The sequence below is a fragment of the Pontibacter rugosus genome (assembly GCF_042678745.1).
GTDB lineage: Bacteria > Bacteroidota > Bacteroidia > Cytophagales > Hymenobacteraceae > Pontibacter > Pontibacter rugosus.
Genome location: NZ_JBHTLD010000261.1, coordinates 1 through 5,868 on the forward strand (window position 1 = coordinate 1; position 5,868 = coordinate 5,868).

Sequence of the window (5,868 nt, forward strand, 5' to 3'; positions counted from 1 at the left end):
AGTGCTAGTATAAGTCTATATGAAAAAAAAAGTTTCTGCAATCGGTTGCAAAATTGGAAAATTAATTTGATGTTTACATTCAAGTGAGGAAGTACTCACTTTTGGTAAGTGGGTTTCTGAGGGATGTAAAGCGGGGTAACTGTGGATGCTAAATAATTGAGAGTCACTTGCTAAGTATGATGTAAAGCCGGTTCAGTTATAGGATAGCTTTAGATGTACTTTTGCTTCTATTAATGAATAGAAACAGCAAAAGCAGTAATGTTGAAGGGATGTTTCGGGTGCTGGTAGAGACTCTGCGATTTGTTTCGCATTCGGTTGCAAGGAACCAGGAGCTTGTTTATAAGCTGTTGTAGTAGTTAAAGAAGCTTTGTTTCAGATAAATGATTAAAGCCATTTTTGGTAAAAAACTACAAAGCAGTCAGAAATAGAGCAACAACATGAAGCAGGTTTGATATCAGGCAATATGAACAAGAACTTGACATGGCCAAGCCATCAAGGATAAATTTTACAGTAAATAAATTTTTCGGTATAGGGTAGGTTCAGCCACGCTGTGCATGCACTAGGAAATTAAATATCCCTTAAAGCAATTCTAATCAAAATTCTAGCACTTATGAAATGTGATTTTACGCAAAATCCTAAACCGTTGACTAGACGGGCAAGCGTGCCAGGGGTCTTAAGACTGGCTCTTATGCTGCTCGCTTATTTAGCGGTGAATTTTCAGGCAACGGCACAGTCGGGTGCCTTTACTGTTAGTGGCCGTGTAACCGATGCCGAGGCAGGAGTAGGGTTACCTGGTGTAACTGTTCTTTTAAAAGGAACACAAACGGCTGCACCTACAGATGCACAGGGTAACTATACCCTGAACCTGCCTAATGGCAATGGCACACTTGTTTTTACCTACATCGGTTACCAGGCGCAGGAAGTGCCTGTAAACAACCGCTCTACAGTAGATGTAAAACTAGGTGTAGATGCCAAGGCGCTTGAAGAAGTAGTAGTAATCGGTTACGGTGCTCAAAGATCAGAAGCTGTAACAGGCTCTGTTGCTTCTATCAGTGCAGAAGAGATTACTAAAGTACCATCAGGTAACATTACCCAAGCACTGCAGGGACGTCTGCCAGGTGTGGAGTTCTCTCAGTCATCTTCTCAGCCAGGTGCTTCTATGCAAATACGTATTCGTGGTACGCGCTCTATTTCTGGCGAAAATGATCCACTGGTGGTGCTGGATGGTATTCCTTTTCCTGGCTCTATCTCTGATATCAATCCGAATGACATCAAGAGCATTGATATTCTAAAGGATGCCTCTGCTACAGCTATTTACGGATCGCGTGGCGCTAATGGCGTTGTACTGATCACTACTAAATCAGGTAAAGCAGGACAAAAACCACAAATAAGCTATAATAGTTTTTATGGCGTTAAAGATGTTTTTGCCAAGTATGATATGATGACCGGACCAGAACTTTTTGCGTTGCGTCAAACAGGGAATCAGTTTAGAGACCGGATAGGGCCAGATGAGGCTGAGGTTGTAGATACAGATTGGCAAGACATGTTATATAGGACCGGTATAACAACAAGTCATGATCTGGGGATTTCGGGTGGTACTGAACAAGGCAGTTATAACTTCAGTGTTGGCTATTTTGAGGATGAAGGTGTAATTCCTACGCAGCAGTACAAACGCTACTCCATGCGCGGAGGCCTTGACCAAGGTATAGGTAAACATATCCGCATTGGCTTCAACACATATAACAACTACAACATCACTGAAGGCTCAAATGTAGGCTTATACAATATCTTAAGCCTATCACCTCTTGCTAATCCATACAATCCAGACGGCACTTTAAAAAGAACTGTGAGAATGCCCGAAGATGAAACATGGGTGTATAACAGAGATATTGTTGAGGATTTAAGAGATGAATGGTTAAATGAAACCAGAGCTTTTGCTACCTATAACACCTTCTATGGTGAGGTACAAATACCTAGTGTGGAGGGTTTAAAATACCGTGCTAACCTTGGCTTGAACTATCGCCAGAGCCGAACAGGTGCCTATACAGGACGTGGAATAACTGCTGTGAATGAAGAAACTCTTTCAACTGCTTCTAGTAGCAATGCAGTTACTACTAACTGGACTATTGAAAATCTCTTGACTTATGACCGCACGTTTGCTGGAAAGCACAACGTAAACATAGTAGGTTTATATTCTGCCTCACAGGAGGAATATGATAGGTCACTTGTTGCAGGAAAGGACATTCCCACGGATGCTTTTCAGTTTTACAATATAGGCTTGGCTGCTGATGAAATTACAGTAGACCCTAGAGAACAACGTTATAGACAGTGGGGCTTGTTATCTTATATGGGACGTGCCATGTACTCGTATGATGACCGTTATATGTTAAGCGTTACCGTTCGCTCAGACGGTTCTTCAAGGCTAGCACCGGGTTATCAATGGCATACTTATCCTGCCGTATCGGCTGGATGGAACATTGCCAGAGAGTCTTTTATGGAGAATGTTAGCTTGGTGAACATGTTGAAGCTTCGTGTAGGTTATGGGCAGACTTCTAACCAAGCTATAGCTCCTTACTCTACACTTGGTCTTTTACAAACCAGACCTTACAACTTTGGATCTGATGTATATGAAACCGGATATTATGTGTCTCAGTTGCCTAACCCTAATTTAGGGTGGGAGTACTCGAAAACGTGGAACTACGGACTGGATTTTGCCATCCTGAATAACCGCTTATCAGGTACAGTTGAGTATTATGTAACGAATACTGAAGATATACTTCTCAGTCTGGGACTTCCTCCTACATCAGGTGTTGATAGTTACACCGCAAATATAGGAACGACCCAAAATAAAGGTCTTGAACTTTCGCTTAATGGTGTAATTCTTGAAAATAAAAATGGATGGACTTGGGAAGCTGGTGTGAACATCTATGGCAACCGCAACAAAATTACGTCTCTTGCTTCGGGGCAACAGGAAGACAGAAACAACTGGTTATTTGTAGGTCAACCAATAAATGTCATATATGACTTTGAGAAAATAGGTCTGTGGCAGGCTGAAGACCCGTACCGTAACATCTTGGAACCAAATCCTGCTGATCCTAGTGCAACGTTAGGTATGATTAAAGTGCGGTATACTGGTGAGTACAACGACGATGGAACGCCTGTAAGACAAATCAATGCGGACGATAGACAAGTGATGAACGCAAACCCTGATTTTCAAGGAGGCTTCAATACTCGTGTAGGTTACAAAGGATTTGACCTGACCGCTGTAGCAGCCTTTCAGAGTGGGGGTATTCTTAACAGCACACTTTATGGAGCGTCAGGTTACCTTAACTTGCTGAATGGGCGCCGCAACAACGTTGATGTAGACTACTGGACTCCAGAAAATACAGGCGCTGATTATCCAAATCCGGCAAGCATAAGAAGTGGTGATAATCTTAAATATGCTAGCACCTTAGGTTACTTTGATGCATCATATTTAAAGATACGCACCATCACACTTGGCTATAATTTTAATAACAACAACTGGCTGGAGAAAACAGGTATCCAGAACCTACGCATCTATGCAACAGCACAAAACCCATTTGTTCTGTTCTCGCCTTACAACAAGCAATCAGGTATGGACCCTGAAACCAACTCATATGCTGACCAAAACGTGGCGGTAACTGGTGGTGTGCCAAACCGTCTATTAACAATTGGTACAAATGCGCCTTCAACAAGGAACTACCTGATTGGTCTCAATGTCACTTTTTAAGTAAAAGACAATGATGAAATTTATAAAAAACAAAGCTTTTATAGGAACAGCGCTGATGATGGCGCTGTCCTTATCATCCTGTGAGGATATATTAGAAGAACAGCCACGTACAATATATGAGCCGGGCTTCTTTAAAACAGAGAGAGGTATTTATGGTGGCGTAACATCCATGTATGCTCACCTGCGTTATATCTACGGACAAGCCTACTTTTACAACACCACCGAAACTGGTACGGATGAAGTTACTTATGCCCAAAGTGCGGACCAAAACTTTAAAGTGATGGACATCTCAGGACAGGGCGAGATTACTCCCACAGATAGCCGTGCCGATGTACTTTGGGGAGCAGCTTTCTCTAATATTAACACTGCCAATGGTGTTATCGAAAATGCAAGTGAGCTAGGATCTGTTCCAGACGCTGTGGTTGCTGAAGCAAGGTTCTTCCGCGCATTCGATTATTTTATGCTGGTTCAAACCTTCGGAGGTGTTCCCCTGGATCTAGGTGCTGGAGAGTTGAAATTCAACAACAATCCATCCAGAAGCTCTGTTCGTAATACTGTGCCTGAGGTTTATACAAGATCTATATTCCCTGATCTGGAAAAAGCAGTAGCAGACTTGCCTGTTAATCCTCGTGTAACCGGTGGCGTAACGAAAACACTAGCACGCTTGTACTTAGCAAAAGCATATCTGACTTACGGATGGTGGCTGGAAAATCCGGATAATATTCCTACTTACCCGGATGCTCCTCGCACTGACCCTAATGGGAAAAACACCCAGTGGTACTTCCAGCAGGCTTATGACGTGGCAACTGCAGCTATTGAAAATCCAGGGCCTTTCGGATTGATGGATACCTACTATGACGTTAACGTAGCTACAAACGACCGTAATAAAGAACTTCTGCTATATGCAGACCATACGGAAACGAGCGAGTTTTATAACGCCTCTAGCCTTACCTGGAGTAATGGTGGCGCTCCTGAAAACTTCGCCGGTTGGATGATGACGTGGAACTATACAAACCTAAGAAGCGGTACTACTCCAAACTGGAGCAGTACGACTAACAACATAAGTTCTGTACAGCGTGAAGCAGATCAGGCTTTAGGTCGCCCATGGACGCGTATGGCTCCTACTATTGGTGCTATCACCAATACCTTTGCTGACAAAATCAATGACTCCCGCTACGATGGTACTTTTACAACGGTTTACCGTGGCAACTGGCCTAAAGGTGGTGTTAATGAGGCTGTTTTATATAACGCAAATGGTTTACCTGTTTCTCCGGGTGATGCCATCTTAACATTCCTGGATGAACAACCTTCAACAGCTATTACTTATCCATCCGGCGCAGGGAAGAGTAATATTGGCGCAGGAGAGCTGCCGGGAAGATCTGACTTCGTGATAGGACCAAATGATATAAGCAGAGTGGTTTATCCAGGTCTTTGGAAGCTTGGCCCTTACCGCACTGATAATGGTACAGGACTAGGACAGCCAAATGCTGCCAGCACACGTCCTTTCAACATTGCTAAGTTCTCAGAGTTGTACTTTATTGCCGCTGAAGCAGCTGTGAAGGGTGCAACCGGAAGTATGAGTGCCAGAGAGTTGATCAATGTTATTCGTGCTCGTGCCGGTAAGTGGCGTTGGGATAACAACGGCAACCAAGCAAAAGTAGAGGACAACAGCGCAGCACTTGTAGCGGCCACTCCGGCAACTATTGATATCGATTATATCCTGGCTGAGCGCTCGCGCGAGTACTATGGCGAAGGGTACCGCTGGTATGATTTAACTCGTACTCAGAGATGGGAAGACCTTGCTTCCACTTACAGAATTGCAGGTAACAACTATGGCGATCATACTGCTCAGACTGTGAACCGTAATATTCAGCCATATCATTACCTGCGCCCAATACCACAAGTTCAGTTAGATGCCATGGATTTAACGCCAGCGGAAAAAGCTGCTTACCAGAACCCGGGATATTAATCAACTTAGCATGTCTACGCTAGACTTAAAGCGTTGATGATAAAATATTATTAGTGATTCAGTTAGCATAAAGGTAAAGAGGTTGTCTTTTAGACTTCCTTTTTACCTATGCGTTTTTTAGAGCAGTTATATTTAACTAGAAAGACAG

2 protein-coding genes are annotated in these 5,868 nt (G+C 43.2%); both read left to right on the forward strand.

Annotation, left to right across the window (positions count from 1 at the left end):
- The first annotated feature begins 688 nt into the window (after positions 1-688).
- Complete coding sequence (locus tag ACFQ2O_RS19320; RefSeq protein ID WP_377531877.1) at positions 689-3,751, forward strand: SusC/RagA family TonB-linked outer membrane protein; 3,063 nt, start codon at positions 689-691, stop codon at positions 3,749-3,751.
- A gap of 10 nt (positions 3,752-3,761) precedes the next feature.
- The gene (locus ACFQ2O_RS19325; RefSeq protein WP_377531880.1) at positions 3,762-5,720 is read left to right on the forward strand and encodes a RagB/SusD family nutrient uptake outer membrane protein; all 1,959 of its coding nucleotides are present in this window, start codon (positions 3,762-3,764) and stop codon (positions 5,718-5,720) included.
- Positions 5,721-5,868 lie beyond the last annotated feature (148 nt).